The 23,988-nt window shown below is 64.1% G+C and carries 19 protein-coding genes, 7 tRNA genes and 2 pseudogenes; 15 read left to right on the top strand and 13 right to left on the bottom strand.

What is annotated here, in order from left to right; all coding sequences use genetic code 11:
- The first annotated feature begins 210 nt into the window (after positions 1 to 210).
- Positions 211 to 717 carry a hypothetical protein gene (locus G4G00_RS21130; RefSeq protein ID WP_108753352.1) on the top strand — a complete coding sequence of 169 codons (507 nt, stop codon included), beginning with the start codon at positions 211 to 213 and terminating at the stop codon, positions 715 to 717.
- Positions 718 to 863: 146 nt separating this feature from the next.
- Positions 864 to 1,607 (top strand): energy transducer TonB, encoded by a 744-nt coding sequence (locus tag G4G00_RS21125; protein WP_234414515.1) that lies wholly within the window; start codon positions 864 to 866, stop codon positions 1,605 to 1,607.
- Positions 1,608 to 1,625: 18 nt separating this feature from the next.
- Here G4G00_RS21125 and G4G00_RS21120 read toward each other — a convergent pair whose 3' ends face one another.
- The 7 genes from G4G00_RS21120 to G4G00_RS21090 form a co-directional block, all read right to left on the bottom strand.
- Positions 1,626 to 2,528, bottom strand: a complete 903-nt coding sequence (locus G4G00_RS21120) for a cation diffusion facilitator family transporter (RefSeq protein WP_164276368.1) — start codon at positions 2,526 to 2,528, stop codon at positions 1,626 to 1,628.
- Positions 2,529 to 2,555: 27 nt separating this feature from the next.
- On the bottom strand, positions 2,556 to 4,844 hold the full coding sequence (locus tag G4G00_RS21115; protein WP_164276365.1) for an Orn/Lys/Arg decarboxylase N-terminal domain-containing protein: 2,289 nt from the start codon (positions 4,842 to 4,844) through the stop codon (positions 2,556 to 2,558).
- Positions 4,845 to 4,864: 20 nt separating this feature from the next.
- On the bottom strand, positions 4,865 to 6,217 hold the full coding sequence (adiC, locus tag G4G00_RS21110; protein ID WP_108753355.1) for an arginine/agmatine antiporter: 1,353 nt from the start codon (positions 6,215 to 6,217) through the stop codon (positions 4,865 to 4,867).
- 78 nt (positions 6,218 to 6,295) lie between these two features.
- Positions 6,296 to 7,747, bottom strand: coding sequence for a DcaP family trimeric outer membrane transporter (locus G4G00_RS21105; RefSeq protein ID WP_164276362.1), 1,452 nt, complete (start codon positions 7,745 to 7,747; stop codon positions 6,296 to 6,298).
- 506 nt (positions 7,748 to 8,253) lie between these two features.
- Positions 8,254 to 9,084 carry a thiol:disulfide interchange protein DsbG gene (gene dsbG, locus G4G00_RS21100; protein WP_108753357.1) on the bottom strand — a complete coding sequence of 277 codons (831 nt, stop codon included), beginning with the start codon at positions 9,082 to 9,084 and terminating at the stop codon, positions 8,254 to 8,256.
- Positions 9,085 to 9,114: 30 nt separating this feature from the next.
- Positions 9,115 to 9,918, bottom strand: coding sequence for a TlpA disulfide reductase family protein (locus G4G00_RS21095; RefSeq protein ID WP_108753358.1), 804 nt, complete (start codon positions 9,916 to 9,918; stop codon positions 9,115 to 9,117).
- A gap of 77 nt (positions 9,919 to 9,995) precedes the next feature.
- The gene (locus G4G00_RS21090) at positions 9,996 to 11,066 is read right to left on the bottom strand and encodes a helix-turn-helix domain-containing protein (protein WP_108756444.1); all 1,071 of its coding nucleotides are present in this window, start codon (positions 11,064 to 11,066) and stop codon (positions 9,996 to 9,998) included.
- Positions 11,067 to 11,250: 184 nt separating this feature from the next.
- On the opposite strand from G4G00_RS21090, the gene G4G00_RS21085 reads away from it, so the two are divergent.
- The 8 genes from G4G00_RS21085 (at position 11,251) to G4G00_RS21050 (ending at position 14,942) form a co-directional block, all read left to right on the top strand.
- Complete coding sequence (locus G4G00_RS21085; protein WP_108753360.1) at positions 11,251 to 11,649, top strand: heavy metal-responsive transcriptional regulator; 399 nt, start codon at positions 11,251 to 11,253, stop codon at positions 11,647 to 11,649.
- On the top strand, positions 11,646 to 14,021 hold the full coding sequence (locus G4G00_RS21080) for a heavy metal translocating P-type ATPase (RefSeq protein ID WP_164276359.1): 2,376 nt from the start codon (positions 11,646 to 11,648) through the stop codon (positions 14,019 to 14,021). Before G4G00_RS21085 ends, G4G00_RS21080 begins: the two co-directional genes overlap by 4 nt.
- Positions 14,022 to 14,110: 89 nt before the next feature.
- A tRNA-Ala gene (locus G4G00_RS21075) sits at positions 14,111 to 14,186 on the top strand.
- 49 nt (positions 14,187 to 14,235) lie between these two features.
- A tRNA-Glu gene (locus G4G00_RS21070) sits at positions 14,236 to 14,311 on the top strand.
- A 183-nt stretch (positions 14,312 to 14,494) separates the two neighbouring features.
- Positions 14,495 to 14,570 (top strand) — tRNA-Ala (locus G4G00_RS21065).
- A 49-nt stretch (positions 14,571 to 14,619) separates the two neighbouring features.
- Positions 14,620 to 14,695, top strand: a tRNA-Glu gene (locus G4G00_RS21060).
- A gap of 46 nt (positions 14,696 to 14,741) precedes the next feature.
- Positions 14,742 to 14,817, top strand: a tRNA-Ala gene (locus G4G00_RS21055).
- Between the two features lie 49 nt (positions 14,818 to 14,866).
- A tRNA-Glu gene (locus G4G00_RS21050) sits at positions 14,867 to 14,942 on the top strand.
- A 74-nt stretch (positions 14,943 to 15,016) separates the two neighbouring features.
- Here the strand turns inward: G4G00_RS21050 and G4G00_RS21045 are convergent.
- Positions 15,017 to 15,433, bottom strand: coding sequence for a GNAT family N-acetyltransferase (locus G4G00_RS21045; RefSeq protein ID WP_108753362.1), 417 nt, complete (start codon positions 15,431 to 15,433; stop codon positions 15,017 to 15,019).
- 77 nt (positions 15,434 to 15,510) lie between these two features.
- On the opposite strand from G4G00_RS21045, the gene G4G00_RS21040 reads away from it, so the two are divergent.
- Positions 15,511 to 16,467 (top strand): SOS response-associated peptidase family protein, encoded by a 957-nt coding sequence (locus G4G00_RS21040; RefSeq protein WP_164276356.1) that lies wholly within the window; start codon positions 15,511 to 15,513, stop codon positions 16,465 to 16,467.
- Here G4G00_RS21040 and G4G00_RS21035 read toward each other — a convergent pair.
- Positions 16,443 to 16,835 (bottom strand): response regulator, encoded by a 393-nt coding sequence (locus tag G4G00_RS21035; protein ID WP_108753364.1) that lies wholly within the window; start codon positions 16,833 to 16,835, stop codon positions 16,443 to 16,445. The two genes, G4G00_RS21040 and G4G00_RS21035, sit on opposite strands and share 25 nt — an antisense overlap.
- Before the next feature lie 139 nt (positions 16,836 to 16,974).
- Here G4G00_RS21035 and G4G00_RS21030 point away from each other — a divergent pair.
- The 3 genes from G4G00_RS21030 to G4G00_RS21020 all read left to right on the top strand — a co-directional run bounded on the left by G4G00_RS21030 (position 16,975) and on the right by G4G00_RS21020 (position 19,761).
- Positions 16,975 to 17,060 (top strand) — tRNA-Leu (locus G4G00_RS21030).
- 1,133 nt (positions 17,061 to 18,193) lie between these two features.
- Positions 18,194 to 19,147 (top strand): hypothetical protein, encoded by a 954-nt coding sequence (locus G4G00_RS21025; RefSeq protein WP_164276353.1) that lies wholly within the window; start codon positions 18,194 to 18,196, stop codon positions 19,145 to 19,147.
- On the top strand, positions 19,147 to 19,761 hold the full coding sequence (locus G4G00_RS21020) for a hypothetical protein (protein ID WP_164276351.1): 615 nt from the start codon (positions 19,147 to 19,149) through the stop codon (positions 19,759 to 19,761). Before G4G00_RS21025 ends, G4G00_RS21020 begins: the two co-directional genes overlap by 1 nt.
- 308 nt (positions 19,762 to 20,069) lie before the next feature.
- Here the strand turns inward: G4G00_RS21020 and G4G00_RS22165 are convergent, their stop codons facing one another.
- Together G4G00_RS22165 and G4G00_RS22160 are read right to left on the bottom strand one after the other, a co-directional pair.
- Complete coding sequence (locus tag G4G00_RS22165; protein ID WP_343161379.1) at positions 20,070 to 20,324, bottom strand: hypothetical protein; 255 nt, start codon at positions 20,322 to 20,324, stop codon at positions 20,070 to 20,072.
- Between the two features lie 232 nt (positions 20,325 to 20,556).
- Positions 20,557 to 20,686: pseudogene (locus G4G00_RS22160) on the bottom strand (Presumed portal vertex protein); the annotation flags it as partial.
- A gap of 740 nt (positions 20,687 to 21,426) precedes the next feature.
- On the opposite strand from G4G00_RS22160, the gene G4G00_RS21010 reads away from it, so the two are divergent.
- A complete protein-coding gene (locus G4G00_RS21010; protein WP_164276348.1) occupies positions 21,427 to 22,158 on the top strand; it encodes a hypothetical protein in 732 nt (243 codons plus the stop codon).
- Positions 22,159 to 22,354: 196 nt separating this feature from the next.
- Here G4G00_RS21010 and G4G00_RS21005 read toward each other — a convergent pair whose 3' ends face one another.
- Together G4G00_RS21005 and G4G00_RS21000 are read right to left on the bottom strand one after the other, a co-directional pair.
- The gene (locus G4G00_RS21005) at positions 22,355 to 23,368 is read right to left on the bottom strand and encodes a phage portal protein (protein ID WP_164276346.1); all 1,014 of its coding nucleotides are present in this window, start codon (positions 23,366 to 23,368) and stop codon (positions 22,355 to 22,357) included.
- Positions 23,368 to 23,988 (bottom strand): annotated as a pseudogene (locus G4G00_RS21000) (terminase); the annotation flags it as partial. The pseudogene G4G00_RS21000 and the gene G4G00_RS21005, both read right to left, overlap by 1 nt.

Below are 23,988 nucleotides of genomic sequence, written 5' to 3'. Positions count from 1 at the left end.
CATATGGGGATCGGCGGCCAGCCACCTATCTCCAGAGTGCCGCTGAACAACGTAGTGGGTTTACACAACTAGCGGGCCAGCGCGGAATTGCTGCACGCCGTTTCAAGGGCAGTCGACTAACAGTCGACTAACAGTCGACTCTACCCAGTCGACTCTACCCATCCGCTTTTGCATCCGCTATCGTCGCCACATCCAAGGAAGGACTACACGATGGCCCGTGCGTTGCTGCTTACTACCCTGGGGGTGTCCACCCTCGCCCTGCTGGTGTCCGGCTGGACGGCCTGGAACCTGCACGACAGCCAGTCGCCCGAACGCGTGATCCATGCACGCGGCCTGGTCGTCCACGATGCCAAGGGCCAGGCCCGCGTCATCGTCGGTGCGCCGGTACCCGATCCGACCAGCAAAGGACGCACCCAGGGCCCGCGTGCCGCGGCACTGTCCGGTGTGATCCTGCTCGGCCCGGACGGTTCCGAACGCGGCGGCTACGGCACCAGCGACCGCGGCGGCGAAGCCCTGCTCACCCTGGACGATGCCAGCGGCACCACCGAAGTGTTCAAGGTGGTCGCCAACCCCGATCGCGGCGCCACCCTGATGGTCCGCCACCAGAACAATACCGGCGCCATGCTCACCTCGTGGCAGGGCAAGCCGGAACTGCTGTTCCTGGACGACAGTGGGCAGACCTACTACGTGCGCCCCGGGGTCAACGCCGCGCCGTGAACCGGGACCTGACGGCCCGGCATTAATGCAAACGATTCTCTTTTGCGGTAAGGTGCGCGCGCTGCCCTTGCCGCCGCGGGCCGTTCCTGTCCCGCTCTCCGCAGCCGTCCGTGCCCGTCCAAGCGCTCCGTCCAAAGCCATTGCCGTTGACGCCTGCCCGCCCGGCGCGGCGCGGCGCACGCGAGCGCCGCACGCACTGGATGGCGGTGGCGATCACCGCCACCCTGCACCTGCTGCCGGTGCTGGGGCTGCTGCACTGGACGACGTCCACACCCCGCCCCGTGCCCCCTGTCGAAGAGGTGCGCATCAGCCTGCGCGTGTTGCCCCCCACCGCGCCGCCACAGCCGCTGGAAGAACTGAAGGCCGAGCGTCCCAGCCAGGCACAGCAGCCACGCCCAGCGCAGCCACGGCCGCTGTCGCCGCCCCCGCCCAGCCGCGCGCCGGAAGGCACCCTGGCCGCCGCTGACGGTCGTACCCCCGATGCACAGGCACAGCCCCTACCGGCTCTGGTCCTGCCGACCCACGACGCGCCCCCGGCACCGGCGTCGATCAGTGCAGCACCACCCACCCCCGACGCCGCACCGGCGCCGCAGTTGGCCGGCACCCACAGCGATACCTGGGAAGCGCGTCTGATGGCCCGTCTGGAACGCCACCGTTATTTCCCCAGTGCCGCCCGCGCGCGCCGGCAGCAGGGCACGGCCTGGGTGCGCGCCAGCGTCGACCGCAGCGGCCGCCTGCGCACGCTGCTGCTGGAACGCAGCAGTGGCGAACCCATGCTGGACCAGGCCGCTCTGCAGACCTTCCGCCGCGCGCAGCCGCTGCCGCGTATTCCCGATGATCTGCCGGCACCGCAGGAACGCGTGGTACCGGTGGAGTACTACCTGCGCTGAAGCGCGCCGCGCCGCCGCTCAGGTCCAGGCCGGGTCGGCAGTGAAATCGATGGTCAGCCAGAACATGCCGCCGCGTGCATCCAGGCGCACGGCGATCTCATCGCGCATGGCATCCACCTCGCCCACCGTGCCCAGCGGCGTGGCCGGGTCGGTCAGCACATGGATCTCGATGAAGCGCATGCGCCCCATCTTCGCCACGTGGCTGGTGAAGCCGGCATAGCCCCGCTCGCCCACGAACGCCTGCATCACCTGCTGCACGCGCTGGTCCAGGTCATCGGGCGCGACCTGCAGTACCTCGCGCAGCGCCTTGAATGCAGCGCGCGTGGGCACCGGCAGCACGGCCAGACTGATCAGCATCAGCACGATTGAATCCAGGTACGGTACCCAGTGCTGCCACGGCCCGTCCTGCAGAGCCAGCGCCAGCAGGAAGGCCAGCACCACGGCCAGTGCCATCAGCCCGCCCAGCAGCCAGGCACGCACGTCCAGCCACAACAACGGCGAGTGCAGGCGCCGTGCCTGCCCCGCCACGAACGCGGCCATGCCCAGGTTGGTTGCACTGATCAGGCCGGCCCACCACAGCGCCGGCCCGAACTTCACCACGTGGCCGCCGGTGGTCAGCCCGATCACCGCGTTGGCCAGCGCGTACACGCAGGCCAGCGACAGGATCACCCCGCCCAGCGCCTCCACCATCGGTTCCAGATGCCAATAGCCGTACTGGAAGCGCGGGCTCTGCTCCCGCGCCACCAGCCGCAGCACCGACAGCGACACCAGGGTCAGGGCCACGTCCACCAGGCTGTAGATGCCGTCGAACAGGATGGCCTGCGATCCCACCAGCAGGCCGCCCAGGAAGCCGGCCGCACTGACCGCCACGGTCATCCCGATCGACAGCAGCAGGATGCGTTGTTCGCGGGCGGTATCCATGCAGCACCAAAGGTCCGACCGTCACGGTCAGGCCTTCAGCACCTCCACCCGGTAGGTGGTGCCTTCTTCGTCGTGCTCGATGATCAGCCCGTGCACATCCGATTCGAATCCGGGGAAGCGCGCGTTCTGTTCGCGGGCAATGCGCAGCGACTGGATGATCGGCTCGTCGCTGGCGCCGAAGCGCTCGCCGGGCATGATGGTGGGAATACCCGGCGGGTACGGCACCAGCATGGTGGCGGCAATGCGGCCGCTGAGCTGTTCGATGTCCACCCGCTCGATCTCGCCCTTCACCAGATGGTTGTAGGCATCGGCCGGGGTCATCACCGGGGTCGGCAGGTCCACGTACATCTCGCGCATCACCTTGGCCACGGCAAATTCCTGGTTGAAGGCATGCAGCGCCTCACACAGGTCACGCAGGCCCCAGCCGGCATAGGCCACCGGATAATCGGCGGCCAGCGTCGGCAAGGCCTGGCTCAGTGGCGCGTTGCGATCGAACAGTTCCTTGAACGCCATCAGCTCGGTCACCAGGGTGCTCCACTTGCCCTTGGTGATGCCCATCGAGAACAGGAACAGCACCGAGTACAGGTTGGTCTTTTCCACGGTGATGCCGCGGCCCCACAGGAACTTGCTCAGCACCGCCGCCGGAATGCCCAGCTTGCCCATGCTGCCGTCCATCGTCAGGCCCGGGGTCAGCAGGGTCACCTTGATCGGGTCGATCAGCACATAGTCGTCCACCAGCCCATCGAAGCCGTGCCAGTGCGCATCGGGCTGCAGGTACCATTCCTCACGCTTGGCCACCAGCGGTGCCGGCGTATCGCCCTTGTCCAGGCTGCGCTCCACCTTCGTGGGCTGCCACACGCTGAACCACCAGTCGTCGCGGCCCAGGTCATCGCGCACGTGCAGCATGGCGCGCCGGAAGGCAATCGCTTCGTCGTGCATTTCCTGCACCAGCGAACGCCCGGCCTCGCCCTCCATCATCTTCGAGGCCACGTCGCAGGCCGCGATCACCCCGTAATGCGGGCTGGTGGAGGTATGCATCATGAACGATTCGTTGAAGCGCTCGGCATCCAGGTCGCGGCTGGCCGAGTTGCGCACGTGGATCATCGACGCCTGCGAGAACGCGGCCAGCAGCTTGTGGGTGGAATGCGTGGTGAAGATGATCGCGTCCTGCTCGCGCGGCTTGCCCTTGGCCATGCCGTAATGATTTTCGTAGAACGGATGGAATGCCGCGTAGGCATACCAGGCTTCATCGAAATGCAGGAAGTCCACCGCGCTGCCGATCTCTTCGGCAATCTTTTCGGCGTTGTAGCACAGGCCGTCGTAGGTGGAATTGGTGACCACCGCGATGCGCGGCTTCGACCCGGCCTGGTAGGCCTGGCTGGCCAGCGGGTTGTCGGCAATGCGCTGCTGCAGCGCCTCGGGGGTGAACTGGTCCAGGCTGATCGGCCCGATGATGCCGTGCGCGTTGCGGCTGGGGGTGAAGTACACCGGTACGCCGCCGGTCATGATCAGTGCATGCAGCAGCGATTTGTGGCAGTTGCGGTCCACGAACACCACGTCACCGCGCGCCACCGTGCCGTGCCAGACGATCTTGTTGGCGGTGGAGGTGCCGTTGGTGACGAAGAAGGTGTGGTCGGCGCCGAAATTGCGCGCGGCTTCGTCCTCGGCGTCCTTGATCGGGCCGGTGTGGTCCAGCAGCGAACCCAGTTCCGGCACCGAGATCGACAGATCGCTGCGCAGGGTGTTCTCGCCGTAGAACTGGTGGAACGCACGGCCCACCGGCGATTTGGTGAACGCCACGCCACCGGCATGGCCCGGGGTATGCCAGGAATAGTTGGATTCGGCCGCGTGGTGGATCAACGCCTTGAAGAACGGCGGCAGCAGGTTCTGCATGTAATCTTCGGCCGCACGCATCACCTGGCGGGCGACGAAGTTCTTGGTGTCCTCGAACAGGAAGATGAAACCGTGGATGTACTTGAGCAGCTTGCTGGGCACCTTCTCGATGGTGCGCCGCTCGCCGTACAGGAACACCGGCAGGTTGGCCCGGCGCGCGCTCTGTTCGCGCAGGAAGGCGGCCAGGCGCTGGAACTCGCCCTCGCCCTCTTCGCTGCCATCGATCGAGATCAGCACCGCCGACGCCGCCACGTAGGTACGGGCACCGGCGCGCGCATCGTCCAGGTTCAGGCCGCACAGCACGCGCTGGCCGTTGCCACGCAGCTCTTCCACCAGCGCGCGGATCAGGATGCCGCCGATGCGCGGCGAATCGTAGTCGCCATCAATGACGATGACCGGGTAATCCAGGGACTTGAAGTACACGTTGATTCTCCTTGTCGAATTCAGGAACGCTGGGCGCCGCCGGACAACGCGGCCGCCTCACGGGTGCGCTGCCGCTGCTGGCGACGCTCCTCGCTGAAGAAGGGATAGAACACGGTGATGAACAGCACGAACAGGAAGGCGTACTGCACGATCGTTCCCGACGAGCCGTAGATCGCCCACAGGCAATACACCACCGTCAGGCTGGTCAGTGCCCAGAACGCACCGGTGTGGACGATGGTGTGCGAGCGTTCCACCACGAAATAGCAGGCCACGCAGGAATAGATGTACGGCAGCAGGGTCAACACCACCGCCGCCGAGGTGATCACATCGAACTGTGCCGACGCGGTTTCCGAGGTGGAGGTGACCAGCACCGCGAGGGTCATCAGCACCGCCACGATCAGCACTCCCTTCACCGGCACGTCGTCCTTGTTGGTCTTGCTGAAGATGCTCGGGAACAGGCCATCGTCGGACGCCGCCTTGGCGCTCTGCGCGGTCAGCAGGATCCAGCCACCCAGCGAACCGGCCGCACCGATGAAGGCACACAGGCTGACCAGGCCACCACCCCAGCCGCCCACCGCCTTGGCGGCGGCCAGCGCGAACGGCGCATCGGAGGTCTGCAGTTCGGCATTGGGCACCATGCCCATGATCACCGACGAACTGGCGATGTAGGCCACCGCCGCCAGGAACACGCCGGCCAGGGTGGCGCGGGCCACGTTCTTTTCCGGGTTTTCCACCACGCCAGCGGTCACCGACGCCGATTCCACGCCGATGAACGCCCACAGGGTCAGTGCGGCGGCACTGGAAATGGCGCCGAAGTTCGATTCACCCGAAACGTTGTAGGCACCCTTGAAGATGTCCGCATCGAAGAAGAACCAGCCGAAGATGGCGATGCCAAGGATCGGCACCAGCGCGAAACTGGTGGTGACCGTCTGCACCTTGGTCACGAAGGCCGGCCCGATCACGTTGGCGAAACTCAGTGCCCAGACCAGTACCAGCACGGCGATGCAGCGCACCAGCGGCTCTGACAGGATCGGGAAGAAGTAACTGAAATAGCCCACCGCCGCGATCGGGATGGCCACGTTTCCGATCCAGTTGGCGAACCAGTAGATGGTGTTGGTCTGGAAGCCCATGTACGGCCCGAACCAGTCACGCGCATAGGCATACGGGCCGCCGGCCTTGGGCGCCAGCTTGCCCAGCTTGGCGAACACGAACGCCAGCAGCAGCGCCCCGGCGGTGGTGATCAACCAGCCCCAGATCGAGGCGGTACCGATCTTGGCCAGGCTCGATGGCAACAGGAACACCCCTGAACCCATCATGTTGCCGGCCACGAGGAAGGTGGCACCGACCACCCCGATCTTCTTTGTTTCTGCCATGACACTCTCCTGCACCTGGCACGGGCCCGGCAGCACCGGGCATGGGGACGGAAAACGCGGGCGTACTGCCGCTGGCGTCTACTTGATGAAGTTGTATTGCAGGCTGCCCTGCACCCGGACCGTGTCGCCGCGCGCGCCGCTCTGTTGTTCCAGGCGGCCGTACAGCAGCTCCATGCCCATCGTCCACGACGGGGCCGGGCTCCAGATCAGGTTGAACACGCCGTAGCGGCTCTCACGGAAGGCGTCGGCCGGCAGCGCCGCGTTGCGCTCCAGCGTCAGCTGTCCGTAGATCAGGTTCGAACGCCACAGTTCGGACCAGTAATGGGTGTAGCCGACGAAGCCGCCGTGCACGTCCAGCGCGCGCAGGCGCCCGTCGGCATCCACCACCGCGTCCAGGCCGGAACCGGTCAGATCGGCGGTGTAGCGGCTCAAGCCGCGCCCGCCCAAAGCGCCAAACAGCAGCAGGTCACGCTCGCCCACCGCCGCCGAACCACTCAGCTGCAGGCCGCCGGCCATGCGCCGGTCGCGCTCGCCCTCACCGTCGTAGGCCAGGCTGCGCGCCACCGCCCCCAACTGCAGGTGGCCCCAGTCGCGCTCCACGCGCGCGGCCACGGTCACATCCGGCAGCCGGTTGGCAGCAATCACGCTGTCGCTGGCCCCGGCCAGCTCGGTATCCGGGTCTTCGGCGGCCAGTGTCAGCGTGGTGCCCTTGCCCAGCGCAAAACTATGGTGGATGCCGGCCACCAGCAGGTAGCCCGCGCCACCCGGGCCGGCGAAGTCCAGCGTGTCGGGCAGGCTGTCGGCATCCATGAAGCTGGAATAGCCGTAGCCGGCATAGGTGTTGCCCAACTGCCCGTAGGCATGGCGCAACCGGAACTGATAGCCGTCGCTGCTGCCGAAGAAGTCGTTTTCCAGGTAGAAGCGCAGGTTGCCGTGGGTGGTCGGCCGGCGTGCCTCGAAACTGAAGCGGGTCTGCTTGGCATGCAGGTTGAAGTTGGACACATCGCGGTGGCTGCCGCCGACGGGCATCGACGAGGGAATGAACTGGTCTTCGTCGCCGGCTGCCCGCGAATCGGCAATCGCATCCAGTTTGGCGTAGCCGCCGATGCGGATCACCGTGTCGGTACCGGGGATGGCGAAGAAGCCCTTCAGGTCAGGATCGGTGGGGCCGGCCGCACTGTCCGGGCGCGAAGCCGCGGTGGAGGGGTCGGATACCGAATCACGCTGGGGCAGCACGGGTTGCGCGACCCCTGGCACCTGGGTGGCGTGCAGTCCTGCCGCGGTGCCTGCCAGCGCTGGCGTGGCCGGCTCCGGCCTGGGCAACGGTGCCGACGGCGTTGCCGCAACCGGCGCACTGCTATCGCGCTGCTCCAGCCGGTCCAGACGCTGCTGCAGGCGCTCCAGCGTCTGCCGCATGCCTTCAATTTCGCGCCGCAGCGCCTGTGCATCATCGGGTGCACCTTCCTGTGCCTGGGCAGGTGCTGCTGCCAGCACCGCCGCACACGCCACACTCAAAACCGCAACGCGCATTGCATTCTCCCCAAACGAACGATCGCGGGGCGCTTCCGGCGTGCGCATGCGCGCAGCCAGGTGGGCACCCCACCGCTACTGGAAATGCAGGTACTGCGTTGGCGAGCGCTGACAGCCTGCCCATCGCAGGCAACAGGACGATGACACTGCCCTGCGGCTGTCGACGTCTTCGCCGCTGCGGCCACGCTGCCGGAGAGGTGGCGGTCGCAGCGGTCTGGGTAACAAGCGCGAAGTGAGAGTGTCGTGAACGGCACGCCGTGCCGCTGCGGATTCAGCCACGTGCCAAGGGGTGCGAAATGCGCTGCCGTGCGGGGTTTCATGCACACCAGCGTAGCCAGCGTGTCGCTTTTGGCCTTGATCACAATCAAGGCAGAACTATTGAACCAGGTCACGCTTCATCGGTGACACCGGCAAGGCGACTGCGCCATCCGCACAGCCGCCATGTCGCAGAATGCGACAGCACTACCGACGTGTGCCGAACCGCGTCGGCACACGTCCCGGCGCCGTCAGCGCGGGCCCAGCACCGTCTGCAGATCGGTACCCTGCGGCATGCCCGAGCGACGCTGCACCTGGCCCTGCGCATCCTGGAACAGGATGCCCGGCGTGCCCTGGAAGCCCAGCTTGATCATCAGTTCCTGGTTGGCATTGAGCTTGCCGGCCAGTTCGGGGCTGATCGTGGCCACCGGCTTGATGCCGCCCTGCTCGAACTGGTGTTCGTTCTGCAGCAGTGCGGCGCTGGGGTCACGCGCGGACAGGATGGCGGCGGCCTTGGCCGGGCTGTCCTCACGGATCACGCCCACCAGCACGTGGCGCAACTGCACCTTGCCGGTATCCACCCACGGCCGTGCCGCTTCCCAGAACTTGTGGCAGTACGGGCAGTTGGCATCACTGAAGGTGTACACCACGCGCGGCGCGTCGGCCTTGCCATCGCGCACCCAGGCGCTGCCTTCCAGATCCTTCCAGATGCGTTCGGACATCGGGCCGGCCACCAGCTTTTCCACCTTGTCGGCGGCCACTTCATTGCCCTGCGCGTCGAACAGGCTGCCGACCAGCACGTTCTTTCCATCGGCCGTCACGTAAGCGGCCGCCGGCTGCTGGCCGTTGACCACGCCGGCAAAGCCACGCAGGCCACCGGGCGCATCGAACTCGGCCACGACCTGGAAGCCGTGCTTCTCGATGCCCTGCAGCACCGCCGGGCGATCGCCCTTGGCTGCGGCGGCTGCCGGCTGGGCTTCCGCCTTGCCCTGCGGGGTCTGCGCCTGGCTGCAGGCAGCCAGCGCCAGCAGTGCCGGCAGGATCAGGGCCTTGTGCGCAACGCGCGGGGAAATGGACAGCATGGAAACTCCGAAATGAAATGCCGGGGCAGGCTACCGCAGCTGGCGCAGTTTGTGTTCAAGGCCGGCGGCGGTCAGTTCACCCAGGTGCAGCTCCTGCAGGCGCCCCTGCGCATCGAAGAACAGCGTGGACGGGTACGCCTTCACCCCCAGCACCGTGGACGCCTCGGACGCTTCATCCAGCAGCACGTTGTCCAGCGCCAGACCATTGGCGGACAGGAATGCCTGCACATCCCCGGTGGTTTCGCCCTGGTTGACGAAGGCGAACTGGATCTGTGGATGCGCCTGCTGCGCCTGGGCCAGGACCGGCATCTCGCGCCGGCACGGGCCGCACCAGGTCGCCCACAGGTTCAGCACCAGCGGGCGCCCCTGGAACTGCTGCAGCGCCTGTGGTTGCCCGTGCAGATCCACCGTCTGCACCGCTGGCAGCGGCATGTGTGCGGCCTGCCACTGCGACAGCGCGATGCCGCCGCCCGCCCACAACAACACACCCAGGGCCGCACTGCTGAACACAGGCAGGCGCAGGCGCGGATGCCGGCGCAGTGCCCACAGCCCCCAGCCAGCGCCTGACAGCAGCGCCACGGGGACCGAGTAGCCGCCATCGACAATCTGCAGCACCGACCACGGTGACGGCCGATACAGCTCGAAGTTCAACGCGACGAACGCCAAGCGCCCGCAGAGCAGGCCCAACAGCAGCATGTCCAGCACCACGCTGGCCGGCGATGGCGCTGCATCGCCGGCCGTGGCGCGCGGCCACAACCGGGCCAGGCCCATCGCTGCCAACAAGGCCAGCATGATCAGAATCACCGGCATCGGCACCGGCCCTACACTCGACATACGCCACTCAATCTGTCACAGCACACTGCATGTTCAAAGCCGCCCGCTGCAAAGGCAAGGGGCGGCCGGGCTACGGGTCAGGCGGCATCGCGCCGCATCTGCAGTTCCGGCGATGGCCGCAGCCCGCGCACGGTGGCCGTAGCCGCAGCCACCGCGGCACGCTCGCGCTGCTTGTTGCAGCTGACGTGGCGCCGATAGTTGGCCGGTGTCATCCCGATGATGCGCAGGAACAGGCGGCGGAACGCGCTCTGGTCGGCATAGCCCACGCCCCAGGCGACCTCATCGATGCTGGCACCCTGTTGCAACATGGCCTGCGCCTTGGCAATGCGCAGCCGCTGGCAATATTCGATGGGACGCAGGCCGGTGGCCTTCAGGAAGCGGCGCTGCAGGGTGCGCGGCTCCAGCCCGGACATTTCACAGATGCTGGTGAGCGTTGCGCCCCGCGCTGCGGTGGTGTGCAGCCAGCGTTGCGCCTTCAGCACATCGCGGTCGCCATGGGCGAAGTTCGCACTGAAGCGTTCCAGATCCTGCTGGATCGCCACCGGCACGCTGATGCCCAGCTGTGCGGCCACCTCGCTGGCCACGCCCTGCCCATGCAGCCGGTACAGCAGGCGCAGCCCCATGAAACGCCAGGCCTGGCTGCCGCCCACCGTCAACACATCGCCATCGTCCACCAGCGCGCGCTCACTGGGCGCCCAGCTGGACGGCTGACCCTGCAGGCCGGGGTAGCGGCTCAGGTCCGGACCGGACACCGTGCGCCCGGCCAGCAGCCCGGCACGGGCCAGCACGCCCACGCCATCGCCGGCGGCCGCCAGCAGGCTGCCACCGTCGTAATGTGCCCGCAGCCAGTCCAGCAGCACATCTTCGGTACGCAGCGCGGCCCCGGGGCTGACCAGGGTCGGCAAGGCGATGACCGCAGGAATGGCCGCATCCAGCATGTCCGCACCCGCCAGCCGATGCACACCGCTGTTGCTGGCCGGCACGATCCACCGCGTGATCAGCACCCGCGGGAAGGGGCGCTTCTTCTGCTGGGCCAGGCGATTGGCAACATGCGCCATCTCCGCCAGGACCGACGCCGCCGAGGGGTCACCGCCCGGGTACTCCACCACTGCAACCTCCACGAATCCTTCGCTATTGAGTGCGTCCACAGCCCTTCCTCCGTTCGTTCAGGCCATCCAGCGGCCGGTGCAGACGAAGGGTAGGAACCGCCCCGGAGCGGGGGCTATGAAGAAAGTTGCAAATATCCCTGAACGAGCGGCTTCCGTTCACAACCCTTGACTCTGGACCAGACTCAAGGGTTCACAATGGCTGCAGATTCCACGGGAGTGCGCCATGAACATCGGGCAACTGGCACGCGAAGCAGGCGTGCCGATCGACACCGTCCGCTATTACGAGCGGCAGCACCTGCTGCCCACCGCAGCGCGGTCGGCCGGCGGCTATCGCATCTTCGGCCAGCAGGACCTTCGCCGGCTGCGCTTCATCCGCCGCGCCAAGGCGCTGGGGTTCAGCCTGGAAGAAGTCGCCGAGCTGCTGGCCCTGAGCGACCGCCATGCGCAGGACATGGGCAGCGTGCGCGATACCGCACGGGCGCGGCTGGCCGATATCGAACAGCGCATGGTCGAACTGCAACGCATGCAGGCGGCGCTGTCACAGCTGGTGGATGCCTGCCCGGGCCACGGCGCGCTTGAACAGTGCCCGATCCTGGCCGCGCTGACCGAGGACAACGCATGAACAGCACGCATACCGGCCCCGCGCACGACCACAACGCGCCCGCGGCCAAGGCCAGTTGCTGCGGCGGCTCGAAGAAGACCGCCAACACGGTGAAGGACCTGGTCTGCGGCATGGACGTCGACCCGGCCACCACCCCACACCACGCCCAGCACCAGGGCACGGCCTACCACTTCTGCAGCGGCGGCTGCCGGCAGAAGTTCCTGGCCGATCCGCAGCGCTATCTGGACCCGGCTTCGCATGTCGCGCCCCCCGTGCCGGCGGGCACGCTGTACACCTGCCCGATGGATCCGGAAATCGTGCAGGAAGGCCCCGGTACCTGCCCGATCTGTGGCATGGCGCTGGAACCAATGATGCCCAGCCTGGACGACGGCGAGAACCCGGAGCTGACCGACTTCCGCCGCCGCTTCTGGGTGTCGTTGCCGCTGAGCGTGGCCACGATGGCGCTGGCGATGCTGGCGATGACCCCCCTGCTGCACGCGGTGTCGCCCACCGTGCGGGTAGGGATCGAAGGCGCGCTGGCCACGCCGGTGGTGCTGTGGGCCGGTTGGCCGTTCCTGCAGCGCTGGGCGCAGTCGATCCGCAACCGCAGCCCGAACATGTGGACCCTGATCGGCACTGGCGTGATCGCCGCCTACGGCTACAGCGTCGTCGCCACCGTGGCCCCGGGCCTGTTCCCGCCCTCGTTCCAGCAGCATGGGCACGTGGGCGTGTACTTCGAAGCGGCGGCAGCGATCATTTCGCTCACCCTGCTGGGCCAGTTGATGGAACTGCGTGCCCGTGCCCGCACCTCGGCGGCGATCAAGGCGCTGCTGGGGCTGGCACCGAAGACCGCGCGGCGCATCGACGCCGATGGCAGCGAACACGACGTGGAATTGAGCGCTGTGAAGGCTGGCGACCGCCTGCGCGTTCGCCCAGGCGAGAAGGTGCCGGTGGATGGCCGCGTGCTGGAAGGTCGTTCCACGCTGGACGAATCGATGCTGACCGGCGAACCGGTGCCCGTCAGCAAGCAGGCGGGCGACAGTGTGATTGGCGCTACGTTGAACGGCTCGGGCGCGCTGGTGATCGAGGCCGAGCGTGTGGGCGATGACAGCATGCTGGCGCAGATCGTGCAGCTGGTGGCGCAGGCACAGCGCTCGCGCGCGCCGATGCAGCGCATGGCAGACAAGGTTGCCTATTGGTTCGTGCTGGCGGTGCTGGCGGTGGCCGTGTTGACGCTGTTCGGCTGGGGTCTGTTTGGCCCGGAACCGTCGTGGACCCATGGCGTGCTGAGTGCGGTGGCGGTGCTGATCATTGCCTGCCCCTGTGCGCTGGGCCTGGCCACACCGATGTCGATCATGGTGGCCACCGGTCGCGCTGCGCAGCACGGCGTGCTGTTCCGCGACGCCGAGGCCATCGAAGCACTGGTGAAGGTCGATACGCTGGTGGTGGACAAGACCGGCACGCTTACCGAAGGTCGCCCGGCGTTCGATACGGTGCATGCCACCGACGGCCATGCGCCCGACCAGGTGCTGCACTGGGCCGCCAGCCTGGACCAGGGCAGCGAACATCCGCTGGCCGCGGCCATCGTGGCCGAAGCACGCCTGCGCACGATGGCACTGCTGCCCGTGCAGGACTTTGATTCGATCACCGGGCTCGGTGTCGTCGGACGCGTGGAGGGGCGCCAGCTGTGGCTGGGCAACACCGCCCTGATGGACGAACACGGCATCGACGTGACGCCGCTGCAGGACACCGCCGACGCCCTGCGCCGGCGCGGTGCCAGCGTGATGTATCTGGCGGCGGACGGGCAGCTGGCCGGCCTGCTGTCGGTGGCCGATCCGATCAAGCCCACCACGGCCGAAGCGATCGCGGCGCTGCGCCAGGATGGCCTGCGCATCATCATGGCCACCGGCGATGGCCTGCTGACCGCACAGGCCGTGGCCAGCACGCTGGGCCTGGACGAGGTACACGGCGAAACGCGCCCGGCTGACAAGGCCGCACTGGTGGAGCAGCTGCAGGCGCAGGGCCGCACGGTGGCGATGGCCGGCGATGGCATCAACGACGCGCCTGCCCTGGCCAGCGCCGCCGTCGGCATTGCCATGGGCACCGGCACCGATGTGGCCATGTCCAGTGCACAGGTCACGCTGGTGAAAGGCGATCTGCGCGGCATCCTGCGTGCGCGCCAGTTGTCGCGTGCAACCGTGCGCAACATGCGGCAGAACCTGGGCTTCGCCTTCCTCTACAACGGCCTGGGCATTCCGGTGGCCGCCGGCGTGCTGGTGCCCTGGGGCATTTCGCTGTCGCCAATGCTGGCTGCGGTGGCGATGAGCCTGAGTTCGGTTTCGGTGATCAGCAACGCGCTGCGCCTGCGCGCACAGCGTCTGCCGGGTGGCTGACACGGGCGTCGCAAACGACGTGAAGAAAAGTGCAACAAATGCTTGCCAACCCCCGGGGGCACAGCTATTATTTCGCTCCTCAGCGACGTGGGGCCATAGCTCAGCTGGGAGAGCGCCTGCATGGCATGCAGGAGGTCAGCGGTTCGATCCCGCTTGGCTCCACCACTTTCGACATTAGGCCGTCGAAGGTTCTACAACTTGAAGTTTTTCGTGCGTCCCCATCGTCTAGAGGCCTAGGACATCACCCTTTCACGGTGGCGACCGGGGTTCGAATCCCCGTGGGGACGCCAACTCATCATGAACAACGAGGACCCGGCCGATAACCGGGTCTTTTTTGTTCACCGCCCACCGGCGTTCAGGTTGTGGCGTTGTGGATCCCCTGCCCTCGTGGCCTGGCGGAACCCGACGAAGAAAGCGAAAAAAAAGCTTCCACAAAGGTGAATACGTTGGTAAGATAGGCGGCTCGGTAACACGGGGCCATAGCTCAGCTGGGAGAGCGCCTGCATGGCATGCAGGAGGTCAGCGGTTCGATCCCGCTTGGCTCCACCACTTTCGACATTAGGCCGTCGAAGGTTCTACAACTTGAAGTTTTTCGTGCGTCCCCATCGTCTAGAGGCCTAGGACATCACCCTTTCACGGTGGCGACCGGGGTTCGAATCCCCGTGGGGACGCCAGTTTCAAAACGGACTCTGCTCCCGGCAGATCATCCGCGGTTTCATTGGGGCCATAGCTCAGCTGGGAGAGCGCCTGCATGGCATGCAGGAGGTCAGCGGTTCGATCCCGCTTGGCTCCACCACTTTCGACATTAGGCCGTCGAAGGTTCTACAACTTGAAGTTTTTCGTGCGTCCCCATCGTCTAGAGGCCTAGGACATCACCCTTTCACGGTGGCGACCGGGGTTCGAATCCCCGTGGGGACGCCAATTCTTTGAAAAACCCGGCTTCGGCCGGGTTTTTTTTCGCCTGCGATCCTGGCAAGTGCCTCACCGCCTTGAACTCAAAACCGCCGGTACATGCCGATCGATGCCGGCGCGGTGGGTGCGAACCCGAACTGCGCGTACAGGCGGTGCGCCTCGCCATCGGCAAGCAGGCTCACGTATGCCGATGGCGGCAGATTGGCCCGCATCCAGTCATCCAGCCGCGCCATCACCTGCTTGCCCAGCCCCTGCCCCTGCAGCCGCGGCAGAACCGCGATGTCGCACACCTGCAGATGGCAGCCGCCATCACCAATGATCCGGCCCATCGCCACCAGTTCACTGCCCTGGTAGGCGCACACCCCGAACACCGTATTGGGCAGCGCACGCTCGGCGGCCTCACGCGTCTTGGCACTCAACCCAGCCAGGGCCCGCAGTTGGCAGTAGTCTTCCACCGTGGGCACCGCGTCGCGGAACTGGCAGTTGCTTGCAGCATTCATACACGTTCTCCCGGATTGTCCGGCTATCCTGCCGCACTCCCGTCGCAGCCGCTGCGACCTCCACCGGCCACGCCCGCATGTGCTATTCCGCCCTGATCCGCGCCGACTACGCCAAGCTTGTCCGTGAATACGGCGCCGTGCTGTCGCTGGAGGAATTTGCCGAACTGTACGCGCACGATCCCGGCAAGAAGCGACCCAAGACCCCCAAGGCCATGGACGATGGCTTTGCTGGCGCGCGCACTGAGCAGGGCCGCGACATCGTGGCAAAGATCCAGCAATGGCACGCCGAAGAACAGCAGGCGCTGCGGGCCGAGCTGGTGAAACAGAGCGAGCGCCGCGACATTGCCGCCGCCACGCTGGCCACCCGTCCCACGCAGAAGGCCCGCAACGACCTGCGCGTGGCCGGCAACCGCATCGAGCGTGCGCAGGCGCGCCTGGACGATCTGCACCGCGTGCAGCTGCTGCCGCGCGACAACCGCATCTTCCCCGGCACCTACGCGCCGGTCATGGTCAGCGAGAACGGCCAGCGGGTGATCAAGCCGATGCGCTATCAATGCCGCCTTCCGGACAAACCGGCGCGCAACGACGTGCTCTATCCGGGTACCTACAACGCGCGACGCGACAGCCTGGAGGGCTACTGGCGCGGCGCCTTCGGCCTTCGCCACGGGGTGGTGATGGTGCGCGCGTTCTACGAGCACGTACCGCGCCATGCCATCGCCGGGCGACAGCTGTGCAGCGACGAGAAGGAACAGGACGTGATCCTGGAATTCCGCCCCGACCCGCCGCGCGACCTGCTGCTGGCCTGCCTGTGGGCGGAATGGGAAGGGCCCGAAGGCCGCCTGCTATCGTTTGCCACCATTACCGATGCGCCGCCGACCGACGTGGCAGCCGCCGGCCACGACCGCGGCGTGGTGCCGATCCGGGCCGAACATCTGGATGATTGGCTGAATCCGGATCCGGACCAGCTGGGGCTGCAGTACGCGATCCTGGACGACCGCGAGGACATCCACTACGTGTACGAAGAGGCCGCCTGACTGGATCGCCCCACCGCACGCTGCAGCGCGGTACACAGATCGATGGACAGGTAAGGCTTGACCAGCAGCACGCCGGCGCCCATCGCGGCCGGCAACTGCGCAGCACTCATGCCGGTGGCCAGCACGAACGGTACGCCTGCCTCGACCAGGGCCGTCGCCACCGGTTCGCTGGTTTCGTTGCGGGCCAGGCGGTAATCCAGCAGCACCACGTCCGGGCGTTGGGCGGCCAGCAGACGCAGCGCATCGGCCACCGAAGCGGCCACACCGATCACTTCGGCGCCGAACTGTTCCAACTGCATCTGCAGCAGCGAGGCGCTCATTTCGTCGTTCTCGACCACCAGCACCCGAAGGTCCTGCAACGCTGACATGGGCTCTTGCTCCGGCACGTGTTAAGCCGGTGCAGTATAGCCATCACAGTGCCGTTACCGACAAATTACGGGGGGATCGTCTCAGTTTCCGGCGCCCTCTATGAACAGCCGTCGGGCTCGGTTACACTAGCCCGCTGCTGCCGGTGTGGCGGAATGGTATACGCAGCTGACTCAAAATCAGCCGGGGGTAACCCCATGAAGGTTCGAGTCCTTTCACCGGCACCACATCCCCTTGTAGCGCAAGGGTTTCAACGAAACTGGCGTAATGGAGTCGTGGATGGTCCGACTCCACTTCCTTTTTGATCAATTCCGTTAATCTTCCCCGCCTTGTGCTCGGCCAGGATGGCCGCACCTCTCCCAGCCATTCCTGACGCCGGAAACAGGAGTCTGAATCGCTTGTGCCACAAGCACTTCGAGGCATCTGTGGGAACTCTGTGCGAAGTCGACGGTAGGTCCGGTGCAACTACGGGCGTCGTTCGGCCTGGCTAGCATCCACTGGAAAGCGGCGTGAATTAGCTGCGCTCCGCTACTTTTAGCAAGTGGCCCGGCCAACAGCTAATCGGCTGGCGAGGTCCTGGCGCACTTAGTCAGGCGAGCAGAAGCGGCGTAAGTGAGCCATGCATCACACAAACGGCCTTTCATCCCCTATAGATGGAATTTTTTGGCGACCCTCGGGAATCTAGTAATTCCCGTAATCAGCCTCGCGAGAACGCTAGTTTTACTATTATTTTCAATAACTTACCTTAGAGTCTTAGATGTAATAATCGAGTAATCTCTTTGTAATCAGATTACACATTGACCATGTAATCACCCGTTAGAAAAAAGTCCTTAAGAATCAATGACATTACAAGAGGACCCCGAGATGATTACAGAAAAGTTACATATAAATACAATTTAAAATCAATGGCTTAGGCCTCTAATTCGGCCCGGATTACTGATTACTCGATCCCCGAGGGACTCCAAAGAATTCTGCCCATCGCTCGCTCGACCCCAAGCCCGTGCGTTTCCCGCCAGGAGGCCCCTTGCGTGCAGAAATCCGCAGGGCTGGGAGGCTCCCCGTAACGCCCCGTAGACGCAGCAGTGGCGGGCTCTGAGCCGCTGTTGCAGGCGTGCAGAAAAAGAGGGGTATGAAGCGGGCAGGCGTGGCGGGGAGACGAGTGCGCACGCAGAGTGCCTAAGAGACTCCGAACTTTTGGGTAGAGAAGCGTATGTATCGCGCAGCGCGGTGCCCTGCGCTCCAGACCACGGTCCCCCCAATGGAGCGACGAAGTCCCCTTTGCACGGAAGCGCAGCTACAATCGGCCCGGCTACGCCCGAGTGGCGCTGCAGGCGAATCCGAAAGCATTTCAAGGAAAGGAATGGGCACCATCCTCAGAAGTCTTCAGTTGAAGAAGCTCGTCGCTATCGATGGCGACCGCTACCCGGCAATCGCGCCGCTTGAAGTACACAAGCATTTGCGCAAGGCTCTAGAGGCCGCAAAAACGGTCGGCGACAGACACTGCCCTCAGGTTGCAGACGTTACGCCGGGCAAGACATGTGTCTTTCTGGAGCCGTCAAAGAAGACAGGCGACAGCCTGCTGTTCCATGCCTTTATCTACACGGCGGGGAAAACCCCCGACCAAGTCGTGCAAGACTTCACGGCCGCGAGTGCAGATATCAAGGCAGAACAGATCAAGACAGAGGACGGCGACCCTATCGAGATCGTGGACCGTGTCGCGTGCTTGGTCTATGGCGAGAGCCTAATCATGGAGAACGCTCGGGTATATGGGTCCCTTCAGATCATCCTGACAGCGATTCGCCAGCTCATCCGCAGACACGCGATTAAGACCTACCCAAGACTCGTTGCGGAGGATGTACCCGCTCGTAACTTTAAAGCGCTCGCCAAGCTTCATCGGGGTGTAAAAAGCGTCACGGCACGAGTCAGGGGAGACTTCAATCCGGAGCCAAATTCGTTCGGCGCAGTGCTAGAGTCGATGTTCACCAACGCTGGCGTGAACAAGTTCAAGCAGATCACTGCATCGATCGAGGCAGAGAAGAATGGCGAGCTTGACGTTGACACCGTGCTTGAGTGGGTAGACGAAAGCGAAGGCGGCACCGGGCTATCCGGCATCTCTGTCACCTTCAACGATAAGACCGGGCTCGCGGATTTGGACAGCTACCGTGAAAAGATTCAGGTTGCGATTCAAGAAGTTCGGCCAGGGGTACCTGCGGTCACAGAAATTGAGACGGAGATGCTGAAATATCTCAATGAGCTTGCTACCGCACCTGACGTTACGGCGCGGCTGATAGACTCAAAGGGTGTGTTTCTCTAATGACCATGCACATCGGGCGACTCGCCATGCCTCTCTTCGATAAGCTCTTGCCTGACGACCTGCTCGCAGCAGTCAGAACGATCAAGATCGCTGCGACTGAGGCCGCGCCGTCGCCGGGTGTCTGGGTTCGCTACTCATGCTTCTATGGTGCAATCTTCATCGCAGGAGCGGTTGTTGGCCACCTTTTCCAGCGTGCTGGCGTCATGAGCAGCGCCTCCGTGGACGGGTGGAAAATGGCCACTACACTCCTGACCATTGTAACTGGCTTCATGATTACGACCATGCTTTTTACGGGAAAGGTGGAAGCAGCCAAAAGCCTTAATTCCGTTCAGATGGAGAAATTCACTAGGAAGAGCAACCATTTGCTTTTTTCACAATGGATCACCCTAATCAATCACATTGCTAGCCTCCTCGGTACAGCTGTCATCCTCGCAGTGGGCGAGAGTCAACCACAGCTTTCCTACTGGGTTGTGTGCGGGGTTGCGGGCCTCTTCCTCCTATCATTCCTCCGCTCGATGCTGATACCTATTCAGATAATAGAATTACACCGATTTGTGCATGCTGCCCTGATCCTCGAGAAACAAGAAGAAGAGGGCAGCAAGAGCATCACATAGTCGGAGAAGGCAGCCCCGGTCGGGCAAGGCCTATATGGCGTTAGGCGCCGCGCTGAAAGTCGCGCATGAATAGAGCTACGAGCACATTCTTTGCCCTTGCTAGACCCTGCCTGGCCACCGGCATTGGCCGCATAGCACCCGCAGTGGCCGCTGCCCAGATGCGGCGCGCTTGGGAAGAAACAGGCGGAACTTAGTTTCCTCAGGGGACACGGCTTCCATCGCCCGAATGAGCGTCAATCGCCGCAGGTGAAGTCTGCCTGGGCCTAGGCGAGCCCCCTCGCCCGCGACGAATGCTCTATTGCGAGAGGTCAAGCCGCCGGCGCCAGCTCGAACGGCTCGAAGCCGATCGCCTTCACGCCCAACCATTCATCAATGGCCATCAAGCGCGCCCGCAGCGAAGCTAACTCCATTGCTGCCCATACCAGTGCCGGTTCACGGATAGACCCAAACCCGCCACTGTTCTGAGGCACGATACCCAGCAACTGTGGCGGGATGCGCAGCGAGGCCAGCATGTCATCACGGGTGACCGCCTTGATGCCCGTGAATTCGTCCTTGGCCGCCACATCGCTGACGGGATCAGCTTCAAGCAGTCATTGCTGCCGTTGGGCGAGCGCACAAACAGATTCTTGAAGTTGCCTGGCCCACAAGATTGGCGCAACGCGGCGGCGCGGTCCTGGTTGAATCGGCCTCGGCCTTCGATCGCGACGGCCGCAGCCTGCGTGGCAAGATCGAAGCCAGCTACTAGCAGTTGTCCGGCGAAACCTCCCCCAAGGCGGCGACATCACCGGCCTCGGTCTGAGGATCGGTCAGGTGCAGAATGAACCCGGCATGCGATCCATTGTTGCAATACTTGCGCCGAAACAGGGGTGACCACTTCGTTCATCAGCGCCGCATGAACCGCCTGCATCCGTTCAGGCAGCCCGTGGGAGCTGCCCAGGAAAGATACAAAAATATTTGTAAGAAATCAGTTGGTAGTACCGCCCACTGGTCGGCAACCCTGACTTCCATCCTAGACACGTCACGGCCCCGCGTAAGGCTGAAGTTCACGAATCCAGCGCTCCGAGTGATCCGCTCGGACCATCCCTAGCGGGACGAGCTCCGGCACGATTCGTCGTGGTTGGGGCATCGTAGATTTCGGAGGTTTTCGAATCACATCGAGGCCGTGGCGGCGTACCATGCGCCTCAACTAAGGAAGGTCTGAACAATTCGAGCCGAATGCCGTAGGTCAAAAGTTCTGCTGCTGACGAGTTCCGGAAGCCATTGATTGGCCATGCCATCGGCGGGGTCTCTCATGAACTTCAAGCCCGTCCCGCACTGAGCCAGAGTAATTCAGCCCCTCCCTGAAGACGCCCCAATGAAATGAAGATCGCAGTCTCGCCCCCAACGGCAATCTCCCCGGCCACATCATCGCCCTCCACTCAACCTAGTAGCTCGAGCGCTGCGCGGCCTGCCAGTGTTCGAAATGCGCCAGCACAGGGTGCAGCTGCCCCACCATCGCCATCAAAATTCTCTCTCGATCAGGCGAAGGCGTTCATGCGCGCACTAGCGTCAGGCAACACAGGTTCTGCAGCAACTATTACCGCTGCACAAATCGATCTCGGATCTCCGTGCTCGGATAGCTCCTACGTGTATCACGTCGTGGACACTCGAAACGATGACGCTTTGGTGCAACAGGCCGTTATCAGCTTCGAGGTCCCGAAAGTCTCACTGGGGCCCAGCATCGAAGCCAGCAACGGCAAGAGCTATCGTGGCACATCCGACTTCTATTTGTCTCACTCTGTGCCCGGGAACATGTTTACCGGGGTGATGAACATTAAGAGTGGGCAGGTTGACCTATTCCCTCTGGCCCCGGATCGATTGGACATGATTGATACCTCGTGGGGCCAAAAAGCTTATTCTGGCCCCATACATGACGGGTCACAGAGATTAATCGAACATCCTGGTCAAGGCGGCTCTGGCGTCGTTTCGCATATGCAACTCGTTGCAAAGCTTGCTGACAATAATCCAGACAACTATGTTGGTTTCACGATGCTCGACGTTCGAAGCCTCCGCCGATCCGGCGCTGAATGGAACATCGTTAACGACGCTGTCAGCATGTTGTATGGCGCATCGCGCTCGTTGAACAGTCGTCATGTCAAACTGATTGACGAGATTCCGAACAACAGCGACTCGAACGTGGAGGCTTTTAATCACTCCAAGGGCAGCATCGGATTCCACCTTCCCGTCGAAGTGAAACGCCACATTCTCACCGGCATAGCGGAAAAACTGGGCAGTGATCATACTTGGACAGCTGCGATTAGGTCGGAGATGGATAGGGAGGAACTGTCTCCAAATGCGTACGAGATCGCTTTGGCAAAAAAGGCCGCCGCAATCTCCGCCCCCAGACTTTATATATGAAATTTTCAGTTGTAAGCCAGCGGGCAAGTTGCCGATCAAGCTTCTAGCTTCTAGAGAACGGGGGCATATAGCTTTGCCCCCTTCATTTTGGTTCATATCCCCTCAGCGGGGACGTTTCATCTGTAGATTGGAGCCACCTGCGCCTTGGCCAGCGGGCGCCCATAGGCGCCGCAGCGCAGGCTCTGTCGTGTTTGCTTCATGCCGCTGCTGCTCCCAGCTCGAAGGCGTCAAAGCGGATCGCCTCCACGCCCAGCCACTCGTTGATCGCGGTCATGCGCGTCTGCAGCGGAGCCAGCTCCATTGCTGCCCATACCAATGCCGCTTCGCGGATAGACCCGAACCCGCCACTGTTCTGCGGCACGATACCCAGCAACTGCGGCGGGATGCGCAGCGAGGCCAGCATGTCATCTCGGGTGACTTCCTTGATGCCGGTGAATTCGTCCTTGGCCGCCACCTCGCTGACCGGGATCAGCTTCAAGCCGTCTTTGCTGCCGTTGGGCGAATGGACGAACAGATTCTTGAAGTTGCCTGGCCCACGGGATTGTCGCAACGCCTCACGCAAGGCAGCGACATCCCCGGCCTCGGTCTGAGGATCGGTCAGGTGCAGGATGAACCCAGCGTGCGATCCGTTGTTGTAGTACTTGCGCCGAAACAGGGTGGCCGATTCGTTCAGCAGCGCCGCCTGGACCGCCGGCATCCATTCGGGCAGTCCGTAGATCTCCTGATCCGGGCATTGCTCTCGCAGCTGAAACACATCGCCCTGCGGGAACTCGTGTTCGACCTGGCCGGCGCGCACCTGGAAGAACTCGCCCTCCTCCACCCCTCGGCGCACGTACTGCGCCAACGGCACGGCCAGGCTGTGCGCCTTACCGGCCAGGGACCGGCGACGTTCGAGGTAAGCGGTGCCAAAGGTCACATAGTCCAGCGCCAGCTGCCCAAACGCCTCTCGGCTAAGCAACCTGTTTGGCTTGAAGGTGCGCACCAGCATGTTGCGCTTGAACGTCAGACCGGTCTGCAGGTACGGGTTAGCGCGCGTGGTGCGCGACAGCCCGGACAGATCGACGGGCGGCTCATAGAAGCGGCCATTCCTTCCGCATTCGAGGTAGTCATAGATCCCGCGCGAATCCAGCACCGGGGTGGGCTCGCCGAAGGTGAAGACCTCCACCCCGCCCGTGGGCAGCTGCGCGGTGGGATCAGGCGTTTCATTCATCAGAAAATCTCCATGGAGCCGCGTGCGGCCATAACGCCTTCGAGCGGCTCGTTTTGCAACGCGTGCATGAGGGCCCAGGCCAAGTCAGCATGGCCGGTGGTGCGCGAGCGGCCAGCGGTGTAGGTCACCTGGCGCCCGCTGGGGGTCAGTGTTTTCTGGATGGCCATCAACGATTGGGTCAGGTCCGTCCAGCCGGCGTCGTACTGCAGCCGTTCGTTCTTGATCACATCAAAGGCCTTGAGCACCAGGCGGGTCTTCACCTCGGGTGAGTAGTTGAACACCGTCACGCCGGGGAAGAACTGACGCACTAGCTGCGCCACCCCGGTGCCCATGCCGGTGCCATCTATACCGATATAGGTGACCCAGTAGCGCAGTATGATCTTGTGGATGAAGGCGGCCTGAGCGGCGAAGTCCATGCCCTTGAACTGATGGCGCTCCAGCACTCGGAACGTGCCACCGGGAATGGTCGGCGGGGCCACGACGACGATGCCGGCGCTATCGCCGGACTCGGCCGGATCGTAGCCAATCCATACCGCCCGATCGCCGTAGGGGCGCGCAGCCAGCGGGCGGTAGTCCTCGCACCACTCCACCCAGCTGTCGACCTGGCAGGGCTGGAGCAT

The organism is Stenotrophomonas sp. B1-1 (assembly GCF_010894375.1).
Classification (GTDB): Bacteria; Pseudomonadota; Gammaproteobacteria; order Xanthomonadales; family Xanthomonadaceae; genus Stenotrophomonas.
This window is presented reverse-complemented; position numbering and strand designations above follow the sequence as displayed.

Coding starts and splice junctions, on each gene's coding strand:
- G4G00_RS21005 (WP_164276346.1), bottom strand. CDS start 23,368: ATGAATGAAACGCCTGATCCCACCGCGCAGCTGCCCACGGGCGGGGTG.
- G4G00_RS21085 (WP_108753360.1), top strand. CDS start 11,251: ATGAACATCGGGCAACTGGCACGCGAAGCAGGCGTGCCGATCGACACC.
- dsbG (WP_108753357.1), bottom strand. CDS start 9,084: ATGCTGTCCATTTCCCCGCGCGTTGCGCACAAGGCCCTGATCCTGCCG.
- G4G00_RS21105 (WP_164276362.1), bottom strand. CDS start 7,747: ATGCGCGTTGCGGTTTTGAGTGTGGCGTGTGCGGCGGTGCTGGCAGCA.
- G4G00_RS21045 (WP_108753362.1), bottom strand. CDS start 15,433: ATGAATGCTGCAAGCAACTGCCAGTTCCGCGACGCGGTGCCCACGGTG.
- G4G00_RS21080 (WP_164276359.1), top strand. CDS start 11,646: ATGAACAGCACGCATACCGGCCCCGCGCACGACCACAACGCGCCCGCG.
- G4G00_RS21020 (WP_164276351.1), top strand. CDS start 19,147: ATGACCATGCACATCGGGCGACTCGCCATGCCTCTCTTCGATAAGCTC.
- G4G00_RS21120 (WP_164276368.1), bottom strand. CDS start 2,528: ATGGATACCGCCCGCGAACAACGCATCCTGCTGCTGTCGATCGGGATG.
- G4G00_RS21095 (WP_108753358.1), bottom strand. CDS start 9,918: ATGTCGAGTGTAGGGCCGGTGCCGATGCCGGTGATTCTGATCATGCTG.
- adiC (WP_108753355.1), bottom strand. CDS start 6,217: ATGGCAGAAACAAAGAAGATCGGGGTGGTCGGTGCCACCTTCCTCGTG.
- G4G00_RS21130 (WP_108753352.1), top strand. CDS start 211: ATGGCCCGTGCGTTGCTGCTTACTACCCTGGGGGTGTCCACCCTCGCC.
- G4G00_RS21035 (WP_108753364.1), bottom strand. CDS start 16,835: ATGTCAGCGTTGCAGGACCTTCGGGTGCTGGTGGTCGAGAACGACGAA.
- G4G00_RS21025 (WP_164276353.1), top strand. CDS start 18,194: ATGGGCACCATCCTCAGAAGTCTTCAGTTGAAGAAGCTCGTCGCTATC.
- G4G00_RS21040 (WP_164276356.1), top strand. CDS start 15,511: ATGTGCTATTCCGCCCTGATCCGCGCCGACTACGCCAAGCTTGTCCGT.